Source organism: Pontibacter brevis (genome assembly GCF_054779655.1).
Genome location: NZ_BAAGXV010000016.1, coordinates 107,589 through 132,388, shown reverse-complemented (window position 1 = coordinate 132,388; position 24,800 = coordinate 107,589). Strand labels below are relative to the sequence as shown.

The 24,800-nt window shown below is 48.9% G+C and carries 15 protein-coding genes; all 15 read right to left on the bottom strand.

Annotation, left to right across the window (positions count from 1 at the left end):
- Window positions 1–67: 67 nt before the first annotated feature.
- Window positions 68–1,690 (bottom strand): RagB/SusD family nutrient uptake outer membrane protein, encoded by a 1,623-nt coding sequence (locus tag ACYVB1_RS04560; protein WP_460921041.1) that lies wholly within the window; start codon window positions 1,688–1,690, stop codon window positions 68–70.
- A 24-nt stretch (window positions 1,691–1,714) separates the two neighbouring features.
- On the bottom strand, window positions 1,715–4,648 hold the full coding sequence (locus ACYVB1_RS04555) for a SusC/RagA family TonB-linked outer membrane protein (protein ID WP_460921039.1): 2,934 nt from the start codon (window positions 4,646–4,648) through the stop codon (window positions 1,715–1,717).
- Window positions 4,649–5,210: 562 nt separating this feature from the next.
- Window positions 5,211–6,371 carry a glycoside hydrolase family 88/105 protein gene (locus ACYVB1_RS04550; RefSeq protein ID WP_460921037.1) on the bottom strand — a complete coding sequence of 387 codons (1,161 nt, stop codon included), beginning with the start codon at window positions 6,369–6,371 and terminating at the stop codon, window positions 5,211–5,213.
- 49 nt (window positions 6,372–6,420) lie between these two features.
- Window positions 6,421–7,758 carry a BNR repeat-containing protein gene (locus ACYVB1_RS04545; RefSeq protein WP_460921035.1) on the bottom strand — a complete coding sequence of 446 codons (1,338 nt, stop codon included), beginning with the start codon at window positions 7,756–7,758 and terminating at the stop codon, window positions 6,421–6,423.
- A gap of 182 nt (window positions 7,759–7,940) precedes the next feature.
- Window positions 7,941–10,166 carry a family 43 glycosylhydrolase gene (locus ACYVB1_RS04540; protein WP_460921033.1) on the bottom strand — a complete coding sequence of 742 codons (2,226 nt, stop codon included), beginning with the start codon at window positions 10,164–10,166 and terminating at the stop codon, window positions 7,941–7,943.
- 565 nt (window positions 10,167–10,731) lie between these two features.
- On the bottom strand, window positions 10,732–11,883 hold the full coding sequence (locus ACYVB1_RS04535) for a glycoside hydrolase family 43 protein (protein WP_460921031.1): 1,152 nt from the start codon (window positions 11,881–11,883) through the stop codon (window positions 10,732–10,734).
- Between the two features lie 278 nt (window positions 11,884–12,161).
- Complete coding sequence (locus ACYVB1_RS04530) at window positions 12,162–12,470, bottom strand: hypothetical protein (protein ID WP_460921029.1); 309 nt, start codon at window positions 12,468–12,470, stop codon at window positions 12,162–12,164.
- 142 nt (window positions 12,471–12,612) lie between these two features.
- Window positions 12,613–13,233: an RNA polymerase sigma factor gene (locus tag ACYVB1_RS04525; protein ID WP_460921027.1), complete on the bottom strand. Its 621-nt coding sequence runs from the start codon at window positions 13,231–13,233 to the stop codon at window positions 12,613–12,615.
- A 123-nt stretch (window positions 13,234–13,356) separates the two neighbouring features.
- Window positions 13,357–14,151, bottom strand: a complete 795-nt coding sequence (locus ACYVB1_RS04520; protein WP_460921025.1) for a gluconate 5-dehydrogenase — start codon at window positions 14,149–14,151, stop codon at window positions 13,357–13,359.
- A 15-nt stretch (window positions 14,152–14,166) separates the two neighbouring features.
- Window positions 14,167–15,009 carry a 5-dehydro-4-deoxy-D-glucuronate isomerase gene (kduI, locus tag ACYVB1_RS04515; RefSeq protein WP_460921023.1) on the bottom strand — a complete coding sequence of 281 codons (843 nt, stop codon included), beginning with the start codon at window positions 15,007–15,009 and terminating at the stop codon, window positions 14,167–14,169.
- A 750-nt stretch (window positions 15,010–15,759) separates the two neighbouring features.
- Entirely contained in the window at window positions 15,760–16,842 is a 1,083-nt protein-coding gene (locus ACYVB1_RS04510) for a LacI family DNA-binding transcriptional regulator (protein WP_460921021.1), read from the bottom strand.
- A gap of 380 nt (window positions 16,843–17,222) precedes the next feature.
- The gene (locus ACYVB1_RS04505; RefSeq protein ID WP_460921019.1) at window positions 17,223–18,428 is read right to left on the bottom strand and encodes a DUF4861 domain-containing protein; all 1,206 of its coding nucleotides are present in this window, start codon (window positions 18,426–18,428) and stop codon (window positions 17,223–17,225) included.
- A 410-nt stretch (window positions 18,429–18,838) separates the two neighbouring features.
- Complete coding sequence (locus ACYVB1_RS04500) at window positions 18,839–20,248, bottom strand: alkaline phosphatase PhoX (RefSeq protein WP_460921017.1); 1,410 nt, start codon at window positions 20,246–20,248, stop codon at window positions 18,839–18,841.
- A 507-nt stretch (window positions 20,249–20,755) separates the two neighbouring features.
- Window positions 20,756–21,289, bottom strand: coding sequence for a TetR/AcrR family transcriptional regulator (locus ACYVB1_RS04495; protein WP_460921015.1), 534 nt, complete (start codon window positions 21,287–21,289; stop codon window positions 20,756–20,758).
- A 627-nt stretch (window positions 21,290–21,916) separates the two neighbouring features.
- Window positions 21,917–24,799: an FAD-binding and (Fe-S)-binding domain-containing protein gene (locus ACYVB1_RS04490; RefSeq protein ID WP_460921013.1), complete on the bottom strand. Its 2,883-nt coding sequence runs from the start codon at window positions 24,797–24,799 to the stop codon at window positions 21,917–21,919.
- Between the last annotated feature and the right edge of the window lies 1 nt (window position 24,800).

Genomic DNA, 24,800 nt, shown 5'->3' with positions numbered 1-24,800 from the left:
TTTCTCAGAGGCCTTGCTTAAGACAATGTCAGACTAGAGTTTTCATCTGTACTGAACTATCCGGTGATTAGTAACCTGGGTTCTGTCTAAGTTCAGCATCTTTGTTCAGGTCAATCTCATTCTGCGGAATAGGCATCAGCAGGTGCGTTTCTGTCAGACCAGTGATTTGCCTGTTCTCTGGCAAGCCAGGGATGTTGGTGTTCAGCCTGGTCGCTCTGTCCACTAAGGTACCTGTGCGCATCAGCGTAAAGCGGCGGTTTTCCTCCCCTATCAGCTCTCTTGCTCTTTCATCCAGTATGAAATCCAGGTTAATGTCTGCAGCAGAAACAAGCGGCGCGTTGGCTCTTCTCCTTAACTCATTGATAGACTCGGCTGCTTCACCCAGCTTACCTTGTTTAAACTCTGCCTCGGCACGGAGCAGGTAAGTTTCCCCAAGGCGCATCAGGATAAAGTCTTTCCACATGCCCCAGCCAAATACATCCTGCGGATCAAAATGCCCCCACTTGGTAGTATAAGGATTGATGATGAAGAGGGTGTCCGGACCTTCGTAAGGCACTTTTGTTTTGTAAATAGAGCTGTACTTGGGAGCAGGGTCATTGTACCAGTATTCCCTGCGGATATTATGCTGCGAGTTGCGCATATCGCCTTCATCGTACAGGTCGTATAGCACCCAGTTGTTCAACCTTAACCTGGCAATTCCCCTGCCTCCAAGAGAGTCAGCAGGAACCATACCCGGCCTGCTGTGGTAAGAGGCCTGCCATACGCGGCGCTGCTGCGGGGCTCCTGTCATACCGCCTGGTACGTCTCTTGGGTTTTCAGCCTCCATCACCCAGATGGCCTCTGTGTTTCCCTGCCTTCTGCGCTGGTTCCCGTACTTGAACATGTCCGAGAAAGGATCGCCCGGCTGATTTGCCATTACGCCATAACGCTCGGTTACTAAACTGAACGCACCGCTGTTGATGACGATGTCTGCCTGCTCTTCTGCTTTGGCAGGCTCCCCGATACGAAGGTAAACCTCCGCCAGCAGCTGGTTTGCCATGTACTTGTTGGCTCTGGCCTGTCTGGCTGCCGGGATATCATTGATATCAGGCAAATGCTCCGCCGCATACAACAGGTCTGTTGTAATCTGGTTATTCACCTCCTCCAGCGGCGCCCGCACAAAGTCTGTTTTAGGAGCAGTAAGCGCGTCGGTAACCAACGGCACGCCTCCGAAAGCAGTAGCTAAGGTATTGTAAGCAAGCCCTCTGAAGAAACGGGCCTCTGCATTTATTCTATTTTTCTCCTCTTCTGTTACCCCGCTCAACTCAGCTGTCTCCACGTTCTTGATGATAACGTTCGCGTTATTGATCATGGAGTAGGACCAGTTCCAGGTTATGTCTGCGGCCCCATCCAGCGATGTCAGGGTATTGTAGTTGTAGTAAGGTACTTCAACCCCCTGTGGCTGTATAGGCCACGCTACATCTGTACCTACCTGCCACACAGCCGGCCACCCCTGCTGCCCGCTCACACTGTAGAACGTACTGTTGTGGTTGTAAAGGCCTATCAGCGATGCTTCTAAGCCCTGACGGTCTGTCAACGTAGAGGGAGAATAATTGCTCAGAACTTCCTCATCCAGAAACTCTTTCTCACAGGCAGTAAGTGCCGGCAAACTGATACAGGCGCAAACAGCTATTTTTATATACTTCTTCATTCGTGTCGATAATTTAATTTCAAATTAAAGTGTCAGGTTAAGTCCAAAAGAAACAGATCTGACAAGCGGGTAATTGTTCGTCCAGTTTCCGGAGCCCCTTGACGACTGGTCGCTTTCCGGATCCCATCCTACCCAGTCAGTGAAAGTATAAAGGTTTCTGCCGGCTGTGTAGATGGTCAGGCCCTGGATGCCATACTTATCCAGGAAGGACTGCGGTACATTGTAGCTTAAGCGGGCATCTTTTATTCTGACAAAGCTGTTGTCTCTGGCGAAGTTATAGCCATACGGGTTTCTGTAGGCAAGGGAAGGATACTCTGTGCTTCTGTTCTCAGGGGTCCAGTAGCCAACTTCTGCCGGAATGTTTCTTCGGCCGGCCTCATCGCCGTAGAAGATATCCGGGTTGCCTTTCATAGAACCTTGTGAAGTCTGCAGGAATACGCTCAGGTGAAAGTTGCCATAGTGGAACGTGTTGGTAAGACCGCCATACCATTTTGGCAATGTAGTTCCAAGGTACATTCTGTCGTCACCGGTGATTCTGCCGTCACCGTTCAAATCCTCAAACTTCAGGTCACCCGGTTGTGCATTTAGGCTTTCAGGAATATCATCTCCTTCCTGCCACACCCCAAGCCAGTTATAGGAAAACACTGCTCCCAGCGACTTGCCTATAAACCACCTGTTGTTGATGTCATCCTGTCCGTCGCCATAAAGCTCTACAATTTCGTTCTTGTTTCTGGTGAAGTTCACGTTCGTTTCCCAGCTGAACTTGCCAGCAGTGATGTTGACAGTGTTCAGCGTAAACTCCACTCCTCTGTTTCTCACCTCACCCAGGTTGTACCATACACTGGAGTAGCCCGTCACGTTCGGGATGTTTCTCTGAAGCAGTAAGTCTTCTGTTCTTGCATTATAAACCTCTACTGTACCGTTTATTCTGTTTCCTAAGAAGCCGAAATCCAGGCCGACGTTTGCAGAGGTTGTTGTCTCCCAGTTCAGGTCAGCGTTACCCAGGCGTCCGGCCAGCACACCAATTGTGCTTGCCCCGCCAAACGGGAAGCGCACTGTGTTGTACAAGGTCGCTGTCTGGTTCACACCAACCGCCTGGTTACCCGACTGGCCGTATGAGGCTCTTAACTTGAGCTGGTTCACAAAATCAGCAGACTGCATGAATTGCTCATTCGCAATATTCCAGCCTAAGGCCATTGAAGGGAAAAGCCCATACTTGTCAGTGTTTGCTCCAAAGGCAGAGTATCCGTCTCTTCTGGCAGTTAAGGTCAGTAAATAACGGCTGTCATAAGAGTAGTTGATGCGGCCCATCTGAGACAGCAGGCTTGTTCTGTCGCTGTATGAAGAAGATGTTCTGTTTTCGCCGGCTCCAAGGTTATAGAATGACAACTGGTCGTTGATGAAGGTATTTGCCTCCGCCCCGGATCTGAAATAGTCTGTTGCCTGCGCGCTATAAAGCCCGGTAAAGTTCAGATGGTGCTTGCCAAAGTCTCTATCATAAGTCAGGATGTTTTCAAGCACCCAGTTGTTTGTTTCGTTGTTGTTGGCATATCCGGAACCCACCAGGTTGTTAGCCGCCCGGCCTGAGTAGCCAGCTTGTCTGCCTATTTCATAAGTATAAGACGCATTCAAGCGGTACTTAAGGCCCTTCACGAAACCAGGGGCGAGTTCCGCATATCCTGTACCTGTTATGTATTTCCTTCTGTCCAACCGGTCTGTAGTTAAGCCCAGTAAAGGGTTTTCAAACAGCAACTCCGGGTACATCGGGTGGATTTCATAGCCACCTGTCTCGTTGTACACCCGTCCGTAAGGGCTCATAGCGGTAGCATACAACAGGTTCACACGGCCTCCGTCAGAATTATGATCTGCAAAATAAAGAGAGGTACCAACCTCCAGGTAGTCGGTTAAAGTCGCATCCAGGTTAGAGCGGATACTGGCCCGCTGAAACTCATAGCCCTGCACAACACCTGACTGCTTCAGGTAGCCACCTGTTACGTAATACTGCAGGTTGTCTGTACCACCCGATACGCTCAGGTTGTGCTCAGTGATCTTACCTGTGCGCGTAGCCTCATCCAGCCAGTCAGTTGTCAGGCCGGCATTATAGTTGTCAACCTCGTATGTGTTCGGCAATACCTGTGTCTGGGTTAAGCCCTGGGCAATCATGTAGTCCTTGTACTTCTGCACATAGCGCTCCGGTGAGCTCGGCTCAAACTTGTTCGCCAAACCTTCCAGACCATAGTAGCCACTGTAAGCAATCCTTGGCTTGCCCGCTACACCTCTTTTGGTTGTGATCAGGATAACACCGTTAGAACCCCTGGTACCATAAATAGCTACAGCAGAAGCATCTTTCAGAATTTCGATGGACTCAATGTCGTTTGGGTTGATGTCGTTGATCTGACCAAAGAAAGGGCTGCCGTCCACTACAATAAAAGGAGAAGTGTTCGCACTGATAGAGTTCACGCCTCGTATGCGCATTCCGCCCGAGCTACCTGGCACAGAAGACCCCTGGGAAACACTGAGTCCTGCCGTTGTACCTTGTATGGCCTGCGTGATGTCCGTAACAGGAAGGTTTGACAACCTGTCTTTTGGAACGGATGCCACGGAGCCGGTTATATCAGATCGCTTCTGCGTTCCGTAACCTACCACTACCACTTCCTCCAGTGCTTTGGCATCTTCACCCATCTGCACGTTGATGGTTGTTCTGTTGTTGATAGGCACCTCCTGCGGCTCAAACCCGATGTAGGTAAAAACCAATGTACCAGTCGAAGTAGGCACATTGATGGCGTACTGACCATCAGCACCTGTAGGAGCAGCTGTGGTTGTACCCTTCAGCAGGACCGTTACACCCGGCAACGGAGCGCCACTTTGATCTGTTACCCTGCCTTGCACCGTAATACCCTGGGCCAATGCCCCGACTATAGACAGCAAGAAGAGGGGGAGAACCAATATGTATCTCATCTCTTTAAGTAAGTAATGTTGCATAAATCATTTATTAGTTGTGGGTAAAATGGATTATTAGGATTAGTCAGTGACAATCAGGTATCTGAACTGGTGAGGTCATCTTTAAGATCTTGTCTTGTTCCTTTCTGCCTCAGGTGCATGCTGTGGTTCTGCAGGTTGGTCCTTCATCACATGGCTAAAGACTTACAGTCGGATTTGACCACTCACTCATACCTACAAAGAGGCAGCTTCAGAATAAATTGGACATGATGTTCAAACTTTTTTTCAAAAAAAGAAACAGCCTGTAAACACTAGGATGTCAGCCAGTTATTTAAAAGTTACAAGACCATAACTAAGCTCCTTCTTTGGTTTGCTAGTGTACCTTAACAGGCCCTAAGGTGAACTTTCTTATTTGTATGAAGACAGCTAAAAAGAAAAGCCTGACTTTTGTCAGGCTCCTCATTTTCTACATGTATGAAAAATTTTATTTCTTTATTTTAAATCCCCGTTTTCATGCTCCGTTCCGGAACAAAGCAGTGATGCTGCATAAAAGGCAGCTGGAGAATTTACATAACCGATGTTAGTTCTTATCCAGGTAGCGGTACATTTCAGAGGCTGCCAGCAGGAACGCCCCCACTCCAAAGCCTGAGGTAGAGTTCACGTCCACCACCTGCCCCGGTATAGCCCTCTCGCCGATGGGCTGCACATAGCCAACCTTGCCGCTTGGCTGCAGCGCCACGGTGGTGAGGTAGTTGTATCCTTTGGCAGCAGCCGGCAGGTATTCGTCCTTATCAAGGTAGCCGTTGTTGATACCCCAAAGCAGGCCATATGTAAAGAAAGCGGTACCGCTGGTCTCAGGGCCTGGGGCATGCTCCGGGTCCAGGATGCTGCGGGTCCAGTAGCCTTCCGGTTGCTCCGACTTCACAATAGCCTCCGCCATACTCTTATACCTATTCACATAGAACTCATGATGCGGTGCATTCTTCGGCAGGTCCTGCAGCACTTTAGCCAGGCCGGCAAACACCCAGCCGTCGCCACGTGCCCAGAAATCCTTTTTACCGTTTGCGCTTTTGTGCTTCGGGTAAACATACTTGGCATCGCGGTAATACAGCTGCTCCTCCGGGTCGTACATCACAGAGTCAGCAAAGCTGTAGTACTCGTAAAGTTTCTCCAGGTACTGCTCGTTTCCGGTTACCTTATGCAGCTTCGTCATCACCGGCATCACCATATACAGGCCATCGGCCCACCACCAGTAGTCGTTGTTCGGGGTGCTCATCTGGTACTCCATCACCTCCCGGGCGCGGGCAATCTTTTGAGGGTCCTTCTGCTTGTCCAGGTTGTATAAGTCGATGTAGGTCTGGAAGGCAATCTGCCAGTCGCCAAAGAGCACGTGGTTATCGTTCTCCCCGTAGTTGTACTTCCAGTTTGCCTTGTCAGTAGACTTAGCACCCATCCACTGGTTTTTCTCAGCCCATGCTTCCGAGTACTGTTTGTACTTCTCGTTCTGTGTCACCTTATAGGCTTCCATATTTCCGGTATGGTAGGCGGCAACGTCCCAGAAGGCCCACCCGTGGTTCGGGTTTGTCTCCTGCCAATAGTTGTTTACCTTGTTGATGACCTGGGCAACCGCCTCTTTCGACTCAGGTAACAGCGGATGCCTGGATGCGGTCTTGGTAGACGTTGCACATGAAAGGAGTAACATCGCAAGGAGGGTGTAATAGACAGACGTTTTAGTCTTCATGTTTCTATATATTGTGCTGAGTTAATCTTTTCTTTTAGTGTTGCGGTTATCAGAAGGCAGGTTTCCACTCCACTACTTTTATCGGCTGCGGTGGAATATTGGCCTGGCCTTCGCCATCTACCTGCTCCACTTTCTGCACAAATAGGTTCAGTATCCCTTTTTCCTTCCAGAGTTCTGTATCGTATGTCGGTTCCCAGGAACCCAGCGACTCCTGTGTCAGGTCCACAATGTTCCACTTCGGGTCTGATAGTTTATTTATAACCACTGCAGAAGCTTTGTTGCCTCTTTCCTCATCCCGGAAAAGCATCAGCACGGAGATATTGTCGCCGGCATTCTTTACCAGCACCTGTGGCCTGGCAATGGGGATGCGCTTGGTGCCCACCCCGCTCAAACTAAAAGGTGTTTTGCGGAAGTCGAGCTGCAGCTTTTCCCAGGCATTGCCGTTGTGGTACACCAGGTGGTACTGCGGAATATCAGAACCTGCTTCCCGCCAGTAGGTAGCGATAAAGGGATTGCCATCGGCATCAGCTCCCATCGAGGTCTGGTTAATGAGCTCGCTGTTCTGCGGGATTTCCCATGCTATTTCCCCGGTTGCTTCACTTATAGGCAACGTATACTTTTCTCCGGTCGATTTTTCCCAGGTCCTGCCCCCATCGGTAGAGCGGGCGTAGCTCAGGTCGTGGTTGCTCGCCACATTAGGGCTCTCGCGCCACACCCACGACACATGAATGGTACCCTCCCGGTCCATGTTGGCCTGCCAGTAAGCATTGCGCTTGCCTTCACCGTCAATCAGGTTGCTGTGCAGTTGAGTCCACTGCCTGGTTTTGGTGTCGTAGCTGTTGATGACCATGTTACCCTGTCCGGAGCCACCGTCGCGGTAAAAGAACATGAGGTTGCCATTCTGCAGCCGATAGAACTCCGGGTAAGACACAACCCGCTCATTCTGGCCTGTCATGGGCATCTTTTCTGTTATTTGCAGAGAGCCGGGGCTCACACTGCGGGCATAGTTCAGCCGGTTATTATGGTGGTCCCAGGAAAGATGCAGGTAGCCCTCCCCATCCACCATAATGCTGATGGTGTTGTGGGCATCGGCTGCATTCCCTTTGAAATCTGTTTTCTGTATTTGCCAGTTATCTGTTCCGATTTTCCTTTTGGCCAACACCACGTTCTGGTCGGCATCGTACCAGGCGGTGTACTGCGTGTCATCAAACGTGACCAACGAGTTCTTGCGGAATACCACCGCATTCACAGAATTATTTGCCCATCCGTCCGCCACTGTCGTGGTAGTGGGTTCAGACAGGCGGGAGGTAGTGCAGGAGGTGGCCATTAAAGTGGCTGAGAGAATGGCCACCGACAACCAACCCTGAAAAGTATTTTTGTAAGTCATGAAAGAGCTTCTGTACAGTATAGTTGCGCAGGTAAAAAAGCCATCAAAATCAGCGTTTTGCTTTCTCTTTAAACACTTAGGTTAAACTTTATGCGTGTCTGGCCAAGGCCTATGCCCGCGCTTTCCTGTATAGAGGCAGGTATTCTTTATTTTGGACCTCTTCCCGGGTATTTTTTATGCCATCAATCCATTGTAGCCTTTTTCAAGCTGACAGGCTTCACCCCCTCATGTGTGGGCTTCACCTGTTTGATGCTACCGTCCGGGTTAAACTCCATTTTGTCTATGCTTACCTCCCGGTTGTATCCGGCAGCTCTTCCCATATTGATTCCGTTAGGATAGTTGAAGCGGTGGTACACTATATACCATTCGTCTTTGCCCGGAACCTGGATAACAGAATGGTGGCCTGTCGCATAAACGCCTGCTGCTGGGTCTTTGGCAATCACCAAGTTATTATCCGGTACCTTGATCTTTCCTAAAGGGGAGTCAGAAGTGCCATAACGCACCCGGTAATTTACACTGCGCGTATCGTCTTCAGACCACATAAAATAGTACGTGCCGTTCCTGTATAACACATGTGCCCCTTCCCTGAACGTAGCGTCCGGCGTCATCACTTTCGTAGCGCCAGGCTTCAAAGAAACCATATCTGGGTTTAACTCGGCACCGGCCATATAACCGTTGCCCCAGTACAAATAGCTCTTGCTTGTTTTTGGGTCCGTAAACACATCCGGGTCAATCTGCTGCCCACCTGTCACGCCCTCCGGAAAAGCATCAATCAAAGGCTTACCAGAGTCCACAAAAGGACCGGTCGGATTATCGGCCACGGCAACACCTATTTTTTGTGCGGCTGTGAAGTAATAGAAGTACTTGTATTCGCCGTTTATCTTTTTCTCAATGATGGTGGGTGCCCAGGCATTTCTATCAGCCCAACTTACGTCTTTGTTCAGGTCCAGTATTACGCCTTCGTCTTTCCAGTTCACCAGGTCTTCAGAAGAGAAGGTCTTGAAATAGGTACCGGACCAACTGGTAAAGCCGTCGCTTGTGGGGTAGATATAAAATTTACCTGTTTTTTCAGAATAGATAATGTCTGGATCAGCATAGAAGCCTTCCAGTGCCGGGTTGTGGTTTTCTTTTGCTACTACTTCATACGTCTGGGGCTCCTGCCCCTGTATCTGCACTGTATAGGTTACCGGTCCCGCTGAAAAATTCTGAGCCGATGCTGGTGTAATGGTAACTCCGGGAAAAGTGGTGAAGGCAGGGTCAAAGGCCGTTAAGCTGGTACTAGGCTTAACAGGCAGGATAAGCCTTTTAGCCGCTGTATCTAAGGAGATGTTTGTCTTCTTCAGTGCAGGAGCATTGGCAGACATGATAATGTCATCGGTGGTTCCCCACTTTCGCATCAGTCTTGTTGCCTCTTCGGCCGTAATAGGCAGCACCGTGCCATGGCGGGGATGAAAATTCATCCGCACGTCCTCATCTATCACCGTAAAGTTCTGCAGGTCTTTGCTTTTGGTGAACTGGTATTTCCCTTTCGTGTACACATCATACATCAGGATATACTCGTCGCTGTTGTTCAGTTTAAAAACGCCTGAACCCTCCACCGGATCCTTTGTCTGCTGCACATACTTGTCCTGCAGCACATATCCTTCCGTCAGCTTATCGGAAGTGGCAATCTTTATACCAGCTCCCTCTCCTTCTGTTTTAAAGAACAGGTGGTATTTGCCGTCTTTGTAAATGATATCGCCATCAATGGCAGCACTGTTAGTAGGGCTGTAGAACAGCTGCTTCGGCGTGCTTTCCAGGGCGGTAAAATCCTCGTTGGCGTAGGCATAGTAGATCTTATCCGGTTCCTCGCCATGCTTCATCGAGAAGTAAATCATATACTTTCCGGCTTCGGGGTCATAAATGGTTTGCGGAGCCCACACCCGCAGCAGGTCTTCCTGGTCAGGGAACTGCTCCTGGATGTTTACCACACTGGAGGTCCAGTTAACCAGGTCAGTAGACTTTAGCAGCACCATGGCCCTGTTGGAACTCCAGCCGTTGGCCGACACCATATCGGTTACCACCATGTAAAACGTTTTGCCATCAGCCCCGCGCAGAATGTGCGGGTCCCGCACGCCGCCAGTAGAGCTGATGTCTGCTGAATTGATAACCGGCTTGTTACTGTTCAGTGCCCTGTAGGTATACCCATCGTTGCTCAGCGCAAACCGGATCGCTTCCTCGTCTTTGCTGTTGCCGGTGAAGTAGGTGAAGAGGTAAGCGGTGTAGTTTTGGTCCTGGGCCTTTACCTCAGTTCCACTCCTTGCACTTGTGGCTGGCTGCTGTCCGCAGGCTGATAAGAGTAAGCTGCAGGCAATGCAGAAAGGCAGGCTTCCCTTTATGTGGTTTTTAGTAAGCGTGTTGAATATCATGTTCTTCTATTCTGGTATCTTTTAAATTGTATGGCTGGTTCTTCAGCTCATTGTTCTAGTTCTGTAGCTAAGCAATTAAATTAGTTTTCTATTTGTCTAAACTGCCGTAGCTACAGCTTATCCAGTGACTCATTAGCAGCCTTTTCCATTTTGTCTTCCTGTGCTCTCTAGGCCGAGAGGCCTCGTCTTTGGGCATCGCGCTGTGCATTTGAAGCTGCCATCGCTCCGCTGTAGGCTGCCTCACTGCGTTCGGCACCGCATCAAATACAAGGCGCTCAACCCAAAGACTGGAAACAGATTCACTTCGTGCTGACGTTTATAGTTATAAGGTGAATTCCCTGCTCGGTGTAGAGCTATATTGTTCTATATCTAAGCTGGCGCAAGTTTTCAAACTTGTGTCTAAAAATAATGTCGAGACTGTAACTCGACTGGGCCAGAGGCACAATTATAGCTCACACTCGCGAGACGCGGGCGAGGGCAATTAGAAAATGAACCTCTTGTTTGTGAGCACCCCATGTAAAGGACTATGACTGCTTTTTAGTTTGGTATCGTTCCCTGCTTTGAACTACTTCCTATCAGCCTTCTTCCTATCATTCAATGTCCATTCATCCTGCCATTTCAGGACGGGTTTGTCGTCCTCAAATTCAATGGGAAGCCAGATGTAGCGGCCGTCGATAGGGTTCTTGGGGCGCCACCTGTCGGCCATGAAGATGAAGGTGTCTTTTTTACCAGCTACGGGTAGTATATAGGTACTTTGAGACTCGAAGGTTGTGTTTTTTTGCTCCTCGGTCCCCCGCACAGGATTTCCCAGTGCTTGCCATCCCTCCATCATGTTGTCACTTACCGCCGAACGTGCCGGGTTGGGTGCCCAGCCTGTTAAGCCGGAGGTTATCATGTAATATTTGCCGTCTTTCTTGAAGATGGCGGGGGCTTCATTTCTCCCCCCGGGGAATACCCGGACATACTCATCTGTAAAGTCTAAATAATCATCCGTCAGCTTGCCGATGTGGAGGGTCCTGTTTTCTTCTGAGGAAGCGATGTGGTAGGCGGTGCCATCGTCATCTACAAACAAGGTCATATCCCTGGACATTTGCCCGCCCTCAAAATCTCTTTGCAGGAAAGCGCCAGCTGCCACTTTCTGCTCCCACTCCGGGTCTTTGTCGGCTACTTCAATCCGCTCTGTTTTATGTGCTGTTGTTGCGTTTTCAGGCCATACTCCGGGGTGTGGGCGCATGCTCTTCAGAAAAGTGTAGGGACCTGTTACCTTATCGGCCACAGCAACACCCGTGCGTGCGGCATTGTATCCCTGCCCTTTCAGCTCCAGGTGAAACCACATCACAAACTTTTTGGTCTTCTCGTTGTAGATAACCTTCGGGCGTTCTATTACGGAGCCTTTCTCTATATCAGATCCACTGCCTTCTGCAGCCACAGGAAGCGCAATGCCTTCATTTTTCCAGTTATAAAGATCTTTGGAGGAATAGCAGCTAACACCCACCATGGCCTTGTTCCCGTCTTTGCCTGCCACTTTGTGTTCCCCAAACCAATAGTATTTGCCCCCGTGGTACAAAATGCCGCCGCCATGCGCGTTGATGTGCTGCCCATCTGTATCCAGCCAGAGTTCGCCGGGTTTGAAAGAAGTGTTGCCCTTGCTTTTCTGCGCATACCCCTGCCCTACCACAGACAAAAGCATTAAGAGAACAGGAATTAATGGCTTCATAGGGATGATGTTTAACTTGCTGACTTATTTTATCGCCTGGCCGGTTTTGTATGAACGGAAAACGGTAGCAGCAAAGGGTCTTTCTTGTGCTCCTTGGTGCTACCGTTCTCCAGCATACAGGCAGGTGTTCAACCTGCCCCAGGTGCTATATTATCCCTTATAGGCTCTCGTTTTTACCAATAAAAATCAGCTAACAGGTATAGCTGTGCCTCTTGTTTAGTATGTAGTATTGGCAGGTTCCTTACAAATGTTCTGCTTACCAGAAGAAAGGAAGTTGTTTAGCAATTCGCTTTTATACATTCCGTAAACGGGGCATTGCTGGCTGCTGCATCCAAGGAATCCTTTGAGTGTTTAATCCTTTCCCAAAGCGCGTCCACTTTCTTTTCTTCCAGCTTAAGTTCTCTGTTGTTTACCTGCAGTACCATTTGCCTGGCACGCTCAACTTCTTTGGCTTTGCCTGGATGCTCTCTAAGAAAGTTGTTCCAGAAAACGTCCTGCGCTGCATCTTCCTCAAGAACCCAAAGCCAGAACTCTTTATCATCTGCAAACTCCTCTGCAGTATAGTGCGTGTATTTTAGATTCATCATGTTTTTTCCGGCTTACCTCGTTCTTGTTTCCTGTACTAAAGAGACTCCTTTTGTACAATTTGGACATACCTGCCCTCAAATTAAAGAAACGATGGCAAGAGGTAAGCGGTTCAGACGAAAATACTACACCACAGCAAACAGCTTAATACGAAACATTTAAATTTTTCACATTCTTTTTAAGTACCGCGATGCCCCTGCTCACTAACTTGTAGATATTGTCGGTGCTCAGGTTCATGACTGCGGAAATTTCCTGAAAAGAAAGGTTTTTATAGAACTTCAGCAGTATTGCCTTCCGCTGGTTTTCGGAAAGGAGCAGCAAGCCCTGTTTCAGGCTGGCTTTCTGCTGCGCTTTGCCCTGGCTATTGATGATCTTCTCCTCGGCAGTGGCACCGGTTTCTTTCAGAGCCGCCTCCAGGTGGGTGTAGTCATCAAACAGCACGTCCTTTCTTTTCAAAACCTCCTTGTAAATTCTTCTTTTAACAGAGGCGTACAGATAATAACGAATAGAGGTAGGCACCGAGAGGTTTTCCCTGTTCTTCCACATGTCTAAAAAGAGGCCGTGTATGCAGTCTTCGATGAGCACTTCATCATCGGAGAACTTTCTGCAGTAGTTGTAGATTACCTGCACGTAGCTTTGGTAAATAGCAGCAAAAGCATCATGGTCGCCTGCCTGGAACAGCTTCCATAAATTCCTTTCTGCTTCATTCTTAGCTGCGTTGGATACCTGTTTTACTTCTTTTTCTGTTTGGAAAGCCACTCTCATATTACTACCTCTTGTAAGAAAGATTTTAAAATTGATGTGTGTCCTTTTTTATGATGATGACACCGAATCAGATGATTATAGTCATTTAAGCCCTGTAAGCCAGCCTGGCTGCTTTTTGGCAGTCTAGCCTTCTCCGTGTGGTTTGCCGATGGTGGCCAGTATGCCACCGTCTACATACAGTATCTGCCCGTTCACAAAATCACTCGCCCTCGATGCCAGGAACACAATAGCGCCACCCAACTCATCAGGGTCGCCCCACTTGCCCGCAGGCGTTCTGTTGATGATAAATTCATTGAAGGCATTTCCTTCCACTCGTAATGGAGCTGTCTGGCTGGTGGCAAAATAGCCTGGCCCGATGCCGTTTACCTGTATATTGAACTTTGCCCACTCCGTGGCCATGTTCTTTGTCAACATCTTAAGGCCTCCTTTGGCCGCAGCATAAGCGCCTACGTTCTGGCGCCCCAGCTCACTCATCATGGAGCAGACATTGATGATTTTCCCCTGCCTGCGCTCCATCATTCCCTTCACTACTGCCTGCGACACAATAAAGGGCGAAGTAAGGTCCACATCTATCACCTCCTGCCAGTCCTCCAGTTCCATCTCCACCAGCGGAGTTCGCTTAATGATGCCGGCGTTGTTTACCAGGATGTCAATTGGCCCAATTTCCCGTTCTATCGTGCTTACCTCTTTCCTTACTTGCTGCTTGTCTGTTACATTGCACATAAAGCCATGGGCTTTGATACCGTGCTCCGCATAGGTTTTCACCGCCTGGTCCACTTTCTCCTGTGAGGAATTGCCGTTTACCACAATGGTTGCCCCAGCCTGCCCAAGCGCTTTCGCCATGGCCATACCCAGGCCATGCGTGCCACCTGTTATCCATGCTGTTTTGCCTGTAAGGTCAAATTGCTGTAATATCATTTAAATATCTTTTGATTATCTTAAATCGGTTACCTGGCACTTGTCCATGTCGTTGTAGTCGAGGTTTTCGCCGGCCATACCCCAGATAAAGGTGTAGTTAGTAGTGCCTGCACCGGCATGTATGGACCAGGGAGGGGAAATCACCGCCTGCTCGTTCTGCATCCAGATATGCCTGGTTTCGTTTGGCTGCCCCATGAAATGGCAAACCGACTGCCCCTCTGCCACATCGAAGTAGAGGTACACCTCCATTCTGCGGTCGTGGGTGTGGGGGGGCATGGTGTTCCATACACTGCCGCTCTGCAGTTCCGTCATGCCCATCTGCACCTGGCAGGTTTCAATGACGCCCGAGATGAGAAGCTTTGTGATGGTCCTGTGGTTAGAAGTCTCCGCGCTTCCCAGTTCTACTACTTCTGCCTGCTCCCTTGTCACTTTTTTAGCAGGGTAAGCATGGTGGGCAGGCGCTGAATTGAGGTAGAACTTGGCAGGGTTTTGCGGGTCTTCACTTGTAAAAATCACCTCCTTTGTACCTCTGCCCAGGTACAAGGCCTCCTTGTTTTGTAGCGTATAAGTCGTTCCGTCTGCTCGCACGGCACCGGCGCCTCCCACGTTAATAATACCCATCTCACGCCTTTCCAGAAAGTAATCAGCCTTTAGTATATCAGTCGGCTCCAGTGCAACAGGCCCCTCAACCGGCATCGCCCCACCGGCCATGTAGCGGTCATACATGGTATAGGTCAGGTTAACGCTGTCAGGAGTGAAAACTTCCTCAATCAAAAAGTTTTCCCGCAGGGCCTCTGTATCCATTTGCTTTGTTTCAGATGGGCTAACTGCGTAGCGTACGTTTTTGTCTTTGTTCATTCGAGATGTTGTTGTTTCGTTTTACAAGAGCCTGCAAACGTTTGCAGACATAGTAGCTAAAGAAGCTGCAAACGTTTGCATAAAAGAGAAGGCAGAAAGGCTGCAAACGTTTGCATATACCTGTAAAAATTTTTCATTCCCTTTTCCACTTCAATCAAGATGCTGTCTGTTTTGTTTGCCATGGCCTCTTTTCTGCAGTTAACTCCTATAGATGAGTACTTACTTTTGCTGAGAAGTAGCCAGTACTCGAGCGACTTGCTCTTTAAAAGTAGCAAATGTTTTTTTGACACCAAAAAGATCAAATGTTTTTTCAGAAAAAAAATGAGCACACACTCATCCATGTAGCTACACTTTTTTGCTTCAGAAAAAGAAGTGACTGAAAGGAGTACAATTAAGATAGAGGATAAAGCATGCTGATCAGGACCTTATATTACTTGTCCCGTTCCATCAGGCTTCATGATAGTACCATTGCAGCTTAAGAGGAGGATGAAGGCCTGATAAGGAGCTTTGCCAGATGTTCTTTTCCTAAAGCTCCTCCTTAAGAGGTACGCGTTGTGGAGCTTTGCCTGGGCTGCCGTTGCTCAGCTTATCCAGCGACTCATGCAACTTCCTAACTCACGTTGGTATCCGGAACAGCTTTGTTATGCCTTTGTCAACAGAACCAAAAGCACGGAAGAGCAGACAAGGGAGCGGTAGCTTAAAAAAATTTAAGAATATAAGAAGGGAAACAAAGAAGATACCCGACCGGCTTTAGCTAACAGCTTTCACTGTGCTTCCTGCTTTTTTGCTTGTGTGCCTTGTTGCCTCCACTGCCCCACTTGAAGTTCTCTTTACCAGTTGAACCGGAGTAGTCAGGGACACGCTGCTGCTGTCCTGGGAAATCTTATTCTGAATCAGGTTCATCATAAGCGTAGCCGCCTGCCCTCCTACCTCATAGGGGAATTGCTCTACAGAAGTGATGGCAGGCTGTGTAATTTCTGTGCGGGGGTCATTTGAATAACCTGTCAGTTTTACGTCCTCTGGCACCCGGATACCATGCTTCCTGGTGTATTCCAGTACCGCTATCGCCGATGTGTCGTTACAGGCAAAAACTGCATCAGGCAGGGTAGCGCCAGAGAAAATCGACTCGCACGTCTTCAGAGCATTTTCTTTTGTCAGTTCATGGAAGAAAACAAGGTCTTCATCTAGCGGCACGTCAAAATCTTTTAGTGCATCCAGGAAACCGTTGTAGCGGTTCTGGTAAATACTACAGGTCAGGGGGCCACTGATATGCGCTATTCTACGGCAGCCCTGCTCCAGTAAATGCTGCGCCGTTTGGTAACCTCCGGTGTAATCATCCCCCTGCACATGGTGGGCAATATAGTTTGTAGGAACTCTGTCATAAAAAACCAGCGGAATATTGCTCTTCGCAAAAATGTCGAAGTGAGCATAGTCTGCGGTGTACAGGGTAGTGGACACCAGAAGCCCCTCTACCCTGGAAGCATAAAGCACATTGACCAGTTCTTTCTCCAGTGCCGGCGAGTCGTTCGACTGGCATATCATCAGGTTATAGCCGTACTCATGCAGTTTGTTCTGGATAGCGGTTGCCACGGTGGAATGGAAGTACTGCGACAGCCTGGGAAGGATCAGCCCGATAGTATTAGACTTGCTGTTGCGAAGGCTGGCAGCCAAAGCATTGTGCCGGTAATCGTAGCGTTCCACCAACTCCCGTACACGCACCTTGGTCTCCTCGCTGATGTGCGGGTGATCATTTAATGCTCTGGAAACAGTAGATACAGACACCCCCAACTCTGCCGCTATATCCTTTATTGTGTACTGTGGCTGTTTGTTCATTGATGTAACGTTTGTTTCTTATATGCCCCTGCTACGACACAGGTACTTTGCCGTTTACTTGCCTTCGCGTTTTTTTAGTATGCTGCCATCCAACACTTACCTGCTCCACAAAATGCTTTCTTTGCCTCTTAAAAATCTGGCAAAGCTACAGCCTTTGTTCGTTTAACCTGCTCCCGGACACCCGGAAAGGCAGAATTATTTACCGGTTGTGGAGGAATCGAGGCCGACTGACGATTGTGTTGCCTCAAATCTAAACCTTCATACACTTACAGGTTTTTCGCCTTGCGCTGCAAAATCTGGTTGTTCCCCAAGCGCAAACTGCGACTGTATAACATATGGTGCATAGCAATTGTTTGATGCAATGCTCCCGCACATAGGTTCTAAAACTTAACTTCCAGTGGTGAGGCTACACGTTTTGCAAAATTAGCCAGGTACTGGTCCCACTCCTCTTTTGACTTGAACTGCCCGCTCTTCTCCCAGCCAAAGCCAGCATAGTAGACGAGTTTGTTATTTTCTGGCTTGGTAATGACGTACAGGTGACTCTGGTCTTTTGTATCCACACGGTGGTCTTTGTAATCCTCTACCACAGCAGGTGCCAGCACAACACCGGTACCCAGGTTTGAGCCGTCCATGGGTTCCCAGTAGCGGAACCACCCCTGCTCCGGGTTGGCTTTCACTTCGCCTTTCTTCTCGTGCAGCGTAATGCCGATGGTGGCATTGGGCAGCGACTGGTCAGCCTCGAGGTAATTTTCGAAACGCGTCATGTTGCTGCCCAAATCAAGGCTGATGCGCTTCTTTTCGTTGATGGTGCGGCCGTCTGCCTGCCACGGCGCATAGCTAAGTTCGAAAACCGTCCGGATAGGTCCTTCCGCAATGGTTTTATATTCCGTAAAGTTTTTTGAGACATGAAGCGTATCGCCTACCAACACGCCAATGCCACCGATACCCCGGCTTGCACCCACATGGTAGGGATCATAGCCCTCGCCGCGGTCAACGTGGTAAAAGTTCGGGTCCTCCTTGTACCCTTCATACCACTTATTGATGATAGGGTAATTCACCCGCTTCAGCCAAACATCCATTCCGCTGGTGAGGGTACCTCCGGGTGTGCCTTCCTCTACCATTCGTTGTGCAACCGGGCCATAGGTGCGGAAAGCTACCCGGTCGTTCTCCCAGGTGTAATCGTCGGTGCGTTCCGGCACAAAGCGGGAGTAGGTGGTTAGCCCGCTCTTTGGCTGCTGTGCCGCACCGTCTGCCGCGCCTGTTATTTCAAAGTTTTTCTCTGCATTGGCCCGGATATCTGTCTGGAAAAGTATCTCGTCTATGGTTCCATCCGCATCATTATCCAGCGCCTGTGTCACGAGCAGGCTGTCTGTTTCGCCGTCCCTGATCAGGATATTTTCAGCGCCATATTCTTTCACGAAAGCCTCCACCTCACTTACAGGAACACTGACAGTCTCAGCTGTGCGGTCCATGTCGAGGTTGTTCTTTACTGTAAACGATTTAGTGTTACTGTTTTCCTGCTGGCAGGACGAGAACAAGACAGCTGCAAGCACCAGACTTGCCCATGTTAGTTTTCTTTTTTTCAAGGCGTAAACCATTAATGATGATAAATTTGAAGGAAGTACAAAGCTGAATCTATTTTCTGAGCCTTACTATCGGAGCTTAGTCCTTTTATCTTTCACTCGATAGCAAAATACTACAGAAGAAAAGACACCTGAACACTTTATTAGTAAAAGCCTTGGGTGCCGCTATATTGGACAGTTAACCAGCACCTTTCAGTACAAATATTTTATATTGGTTGGTAGGTTTTTGCTCTGGTCACTGCTTTGATCTCTGAAATTGCGAGTTGCCGCTATTTTTAAAGAAGTAGCAAAAAGTTTGAAAGAGGAGCTATAGGGCTTTATACAAGAACGGATGCTTCTCCTGCTCAAGTTAAAGGCTTTGAGAATGCTACACACTAACACCCTCAAAGCCTGCTAAAGAACAACAGAACATTTTAGGCTTTTCGCCAGGGCCCAGTGATGGCTACTGTTAAACCGGCTCCCTGTAAATTAACAAAGTATGTTTCGCCTGTTGGCGAAAAAACACCTCCGGCAAACTCGCTCTGGAAACCAACATTCTGTGCTAGCTTATAAAACTCTCCTCTCGGTGTAATTCCCACAATATAAGGTGCAGGATTATCTTCGCACAATATCAAATCACCCCACTGCGACACCGTCATGTTATCACAGGCATTGGCAATGGTGGAGTCGTTTGGCTCTGCAAAAAGCTCCAGCTTACCGGGTTGATGCTTTTCTTCCGGCTTTCCTTCGTAGGGGCTCGGCACATAACGGAACACCTGCCCGTGCATGGTTTTACCGCCATTGGTACAGGCAAAAAAAACTTCGTTGTTTCCAAACCACATGCCTTCGCCGCGGGCAAAGCGCGCAGCTCCTTTGTCGTAGCCCTGCAGCCTGAGGTCGTTTTCCGGCGACTCTACATTTTCTATGTCTATCCAGTCTACATCAAAAGGGAGCCCGACAGGCAGGTCCGGGGTGGTAAGCGCTGCCCAGTTGCGGGTATCCTGCCTCTTCTGTTCTCTTATCACCAGGGCCTGCAGTTTGCCTCCTTTCAGCAACTTTCCATTTTTGTTCGGTATAAACCGGTAGATCAGGCTGTCGCTTGTATCTTCGGTCATGTACACAATGCCCGTCCTTGGATCCACCGAAACAGCTTCATGGTTCATCCTTCCCATTGCCTTAATGGGCACCGCTTTAGTCAGTTTCATCTTGGTGCTGGCAGGCACTTCAAAATTGTAGCCGTGCTCTTTCTCACAGAAATTTGCCTCGTTTGGCTTCAGGACAGATTCCTCACAGGTAATCCAGGTGTTCCAGGGCGTGAGTCCCCCGGCGCAGTTTCTGGTTGTACCTACCAGGCTCAGAAATTCTTTTTCCACCTCACCCGTAGCCGGGTTGTATACAAGGGTAGTGGTACCGCCCAATTCAGGAGATATGCCCTGGCCGTAGTCATAAAATTTGTCCTTGTCTATTTTCGACAGCAGTTCGTTTTGAACACCGAATGCTCCGCTGTTATTATCAGAACCCAATTCATGGTTTCGCACCAGTATTACCCTTCCTTTTGGCCCCGCAAAGGCAGCCATGCCATCAGGGGCATCTGGCACTAACAAACCGTCACTCATTGTACCGCCCTTTCGGGAGATGATTTTGTAGGAGAAGCCTTTCGGAAGGTTAAGTACGCCTTTTGGATCAGGAAGAAGCGGGCCGTACCCCACATTGTAGTCGTTTAAAGCATTGGCAGACGCTGCCAGGGGCGTGTTAACAAAGTAATGAAATCCCATAAAACCAAGGGAAGCCATCCCTGCCAGTTTTAAAAAATTCCGCCTTGAGTTGCCTTGTTCCTTGTGCATTTCTTTTTCAAGATTAGTGTAAAGCTGTATAGCGCAGCCTCCTGACGCTCCAATGAGCCTATGGCGGCTTACATCCTACATTTACCTAATATCAGCATTTTTATTTTATAAATAAAAATGCCTCATGCCAAAAGCCTGAAAGCCCGAAATTCAAGGAAGTACAACAGGAAGGCTGGAAACCCACATACTTTGTACAGGCTTTTTTAACTGCAAGACTTTGACACTTCATAGAACAGGCTTGCTCCGATATAAACTACTGGTGTACCACCTCTGTTTTTCTTACGCCTGTCCCGCATACACTTTACACAAGCAGTCTGTGGTGTTCCCATCCTAATAAAAAGAGAAGCCTATCGTGGAGACAGGCTTCTCAGATTTGCAATGCATGAAGTTGAAAGGTGCCCTTCGCAACCTGCCTCTTTCCAGAACCAGGCGTATTGTATAAGAGGAAGCAGGATCCTCCCTGTATGCCACGCTTTCTGGCGGGGACAAACTTTGCCTTGAGGCTATTTATTTCGTGTACTTGCTTTTTATCAACTCAAGCATCTTTTTAAAATGCTCTTTATCACCGTTTGTTAAAAAGAGCCTCCACAGCCCCTCAACGGTCAGCATCAATATCTCGGATTCCAACTCTGGCTCCTTATAGCCAAGCTTCTTAAACGCATCTGTTAACCGCTGCATAATGGAGTGCGTGTAGCGAGCATGGTGCCTTTGGGAGATTTCCTCGTCTACCAGGCGAAACTGCATAAGCCAGAACTCTCTCTCCTCCTCTACCAGCTTTAACGGCATGTCCAGGACAAGCGCAATTAATTTGGCAGGATCATCTTCTGTAACAAGGCCACTGCTTTTGTCAGTAATCCGTCTGTACCCGGCTTTTACAACCTCCTCCAGTAGGTGCACTTTGCTTTGGTAGTGCTTGAAGACAAGTCCTTCCGAAACTCCTGCCTCTTTTGCAATAAGGCTTGTAGGAGTAGCGTCGTATCCTCTTTCAGCAAACAGATGCAAGGCCGTCTCCAGGATGATTTCTTTTTTTGTTTTATCCATTCAAACGCGAATAATCAAATTTCAACACTGCTGTTATGTAGGGCTCGTAAAACTTTAACCCCGCTTTGCTACACCATCTGCACGTATGGCTGCTCTGCAAAGGCTGTGAAAGTTCTTGTTCTCCATCATATTACCTTTTATGCAAACTTCATTTGAAGAAGAAAAGATAATGGGACAAAGTAGCACCACATTATCTAAACCATCAATCTCTCTATAAAAAATGTAGAAAATAAACGTCTGTAAAAAATACAAAGTTCTTTAAGTCAGAACCTTATAGCACAACAAGAGTATCTTATGTGTAACCAAAAAGTAAAGCTCCTGACAGCGTAAACTATAAAAAGGGCCTGACGCACTCTACAAACCTCTTACAATTAAAGCTTAATAGCTTCAAAACCAGAGACTATTCAAAACCACTTACGGTACTTTCATAAAAACGCTGCTGTTTATGAACACTATATACCTCCTGGTCTCAGGCTAAAATAACGGAAACAGGAAGTTCCAATTTTATAAAGAGGAACACTGCATCTGACTGCCATCAAACTCTAACAACTGCCAGGAAACAGCACATAAACAGCAGCGCCTGCTCCACTCCCGGAACAGGCGCTATCAACTGAGCTATATGGCAGGTTATAGCATTACAGGTGTCTCACACTCTATCCGGCTGCTTATGTCATGGCTGCGGTGCTCCAGGCATTCATCCAGCAGGTATATAATCGATTCATAATTTTTCCCGACAGCTTCTGACAGGGCCATTTCACAGGTGCGGGCACTGGAGTAATAACCATCATAGGTTTGCTGTTTTACCTCCTGTGCCTCGGGCAAGGTGGCCGCTTTGGTGAGTTCCGGCACCAGAAAGCCTCTGTCGCCCGCCATTCCGCAACAGCCTGCGTGCACAGGCACTGTTACCTCTCCGGCCAGCTGTTTGGCAATACTGACGAATTTGGCTTCCAGCCCCATCTTCTGCAGCGAGCAAACAGGGTGCAGCACCACCCGCTCTTTTTTCCTGGCAACATGAGCCCGCGGCAACAAATAGTCTGCTATGTAGTCGATGCTATCGATTATTTTAAGCGCATCGAACTTCCGCCTGTTTTCCGGAGAAAGTACTGCCTGGCAGTTCTGGAGGGTGTGCGTGCAGGAGGTGATGTCCAGTACAAGCGGCAGCCTGCCAGCATCTGTCCACTGCCACACTTTTTGGATGGTTTCGTTTGCGGTAAACGCAAATGCTTTGCTGTATCCTTTTGAGGAAAAAATCTGTCCGCAGCAGGCGCTCTGCACATCCTCCGGAATCAGGAAGCCAAGGCCTGCTTTTTCAGATACACTGCTGAAAACTTCCAGGATGCTTTTCCCGTTTCCTTCTGCTGTCCCCATGGTCCGGGAAATACAGGTGGGGAAATACACCACCTCTGCCTTCTCTTTAGAGCGCTTTGCTCTGGCAACATACGCACCTATGCCCGGAGCAGGAGCCAGTTGATTTGACCACAGTGGGAAAGCAGGAATGACATCTTTTACTCCTTTTGTCAGCTTTGCCAGTGTTGTTGCCCCCAGGAAGCTGTTAACTCCGGCACCTGCCTGCAGCCCTGCTTTAACCGCTGCGGTAACCGGTTTAAAGTTTTTGGCCACCAGTAGCGCCACGCTATTTGCAAAGCCGCTATGGTTCTCTCTCCGAAGCCGCTTTACCAGGTCACCTGTGTTGATGTCCACAGGGCAGGCGGTGGCGCACAAGCCGTCTACAGCACAGGTATCCAGTCCATCGTACTGGTACTGCTGCAGGAGCTCGGCATGCTCCTTTTTATTTTTCTGCCTTTTCAGCTTCAGCAGCTCCCTCCTGACAACGATCCTTCTTCTGGGCGTAAGGGTGATGTTCCGGCTGGGGCATTTATGCTCACAGAAACCGCACTCCATACACTTATCCACTTCCTCCTCTACCTTCGGCAGCTCTTTCAGATGCTGGATATGGGCGTTCCTGTCCTGGTTGATGATCACACCGGGGTTGAGCAGGTTCTCAGGGTCAATGACCTGCTTCAGCGCTTGCATGATACCGTATATCTCACTTCCCCACTCTGTTTCCACAAAAGGAGCCATGTTACGGCCTGTGCCGTGCTCTGCCTTCAGGGCTCCGTTGTACTTCTTCACCACCAGCGCTACCACCTCCTGCAGAAAGCGGTTGTAGCGCTCAATTTCGGCTGGCGTATCGAAGGCCTGCGTTACTACAAAGTGGATGTTACCGTCTTTTGCATGTCCGAAAATAATAGCTTTGTCATACCCATGCACCTGAAAGAGCCCCTGCAGGTCCAGAATGGCATCGCCAAGCCTGGCAACGGGGAAAGCAATGTCTTCGAGTATAACGGTGGTGCCACTTGCCCTTACAGCTCCTACTGCCGGAAACATGCCTTTGCGCACTTTCCACAAGAGCGCCTGCTCTGTGGGGTCTACTGTAAAAACGGGCTGGTTGAGCAGCGACAGCTCCGGAGACAGCTTCACAAACTGCGTAATCTTCTCCTCCAGTTCTTCCTGATTGTTCCCCTGGTACTCCACCAGCAAGGCTGCAGCGGTTTCAGGCAAAGTTTTTATTTCAGCCGGCACACCCGCCATGTGCTCCACCGACCGCAACGAAGCCCTGTCCATCAACTCTACAGCTTCTGCCCCGGATACTGTTAGAGGTACAATGGCCTGGCATGCCGCGTAGATGTCCGGGAAATACATTAAGGCGGTAGACTTGGCCGGGTAGTCAGGCACTGTCTGTAGAATAGCCTCTGAAATAAAGCCCAGTGTGCCTTCGGCACCAATTAACAGATGCGCCAGGATGTCCAGCGGATGCTCATAATCGATGAAGGCGTTAACAGAATAACCTACTGTGTTCTTGGTTTTATACTTCTGCCGGATGGTATCATAAAGCACAGGGCTTTTCAGAACTTGGTCTCTCAACTCCTGAAGCTTCTGGAATAAGCCCGGGCACTCCGTGCTGAACCGTTCATAATCAGCGGGGGCTTCTGTTGTATACGTGTAGCCATTCGGCAATATAAACCGGATGTATCTGGTGGTATGGTAAGAGTTCTTGCTTACGCCACAGCACATCCCGCTGGCGTTGTTCGACAGGATGCCGCCCACCATAGCTGAGTTGATACTGGCGGGATCAGGCCCTATTTTGCGCCTGTGTTTGCGGAGAAAAGCATTCACAATGGCGCCGATAGCCCCTGGCTGTACCCTTACCAGTTCCCCCTCCTCTTCCACATGGATTTTGTTCCAGTACTGGCTCAGGTCTACCAGTATACCATCTGTTATAGACTGGCCCGAGAGGCTTGTGCCAGCCGTACGGAAGGTAAGCGGAATTTTATTTTGATGAGAAAACGCGAAGAGTCCTTTTATCTCCTCTTCGGAGACAGGCTGTACGACAGCTTTTGGCCTTAAATAGTAAAAGCCAGCATCAGAAGCGTAAGACACGACATCTATGAGCCGCGATTTAATGCGCGCTTTTGGCAGAACAGCCTCCAAAAGCTTATCTATATTCATA